This is a genomic window from Streptomyces sp. AC627_RSS907 (assembly GCF_019049165.1).
This window is the reverse complement of record NZ_JAGMUE010001496.1, coordinates 1-614: the sequence shown is the minus strand read 5'-3', so window position 1 is coordinate 614 and position 614 is coordinate 1. Positions and strand designations below refer to the sequence as shown.

Here is a 614-nt window from a genome sequence, read left to right as displayed (position 1 = left end):
GGTCACGGCAGAGGAACTGATAGCCAAGATCGCCGCGTCGGACACGCAGCAGCTTTCCGGCTCGGTGAAGATCAGCACTGACCTGGGCATTCCCGGCCTCTCGGCCGGCTCGTCGCTGGGTGGAATGGGCGGCGGCCAGCACGGTGGCGAGGACGGCGACGAGGCGTCCGCGGCGCCGCTGTCCAAGCTCACCGAGCTGGCGGCGGGCTCGCACACCCTGCGCATCGCGGCGGACGGCCCGGAGAAGCAGCGCGTCTCGATCATCGAGGACGCCGCCGAGTACAGCCTGATCCGCAACGGTGACCAGGTCTGGGCGTACGACAGCGGCAGCAACTCGGTCTACCACGCCACCGCTCCCCAGCAGGAGCGTTCCCACGGCAAGGGCAAGCACGAGGAGCGGCTGCCGAAGGACCTGACCGACGCCACTCCGCAGGAGCTGGCCAAGCAGGTCCTGGCCGGGGCGGACAAGACCACGTCCGTCACGGTGGACGGCACGGCGAAGATCGCCGGTCGCGACGCGTACCAGCTCAAGCTGACCCCGAAGGGCGACACCACGGTCGGCTCCATCCGGATCGCCGTGGACGCGGACAACGGTGTCCCGCTCAAGTTCACGC

The 614-nt window shown here is 69.5% G+C and carries 1 protein-coding gene; it reads left to right on the top strand.

Features of this window, described 5'->3' with window-relative positions; all coding sequences use genetic code 11:
• A partial coding sequence (locus KUM32_RS42645) for a sigma-E factor regulatory protein RseB domain-containing protein (protein ID WP_302185280.1) occupies positions 1-614 on the top strand: 614 nt, incomplete at both ends.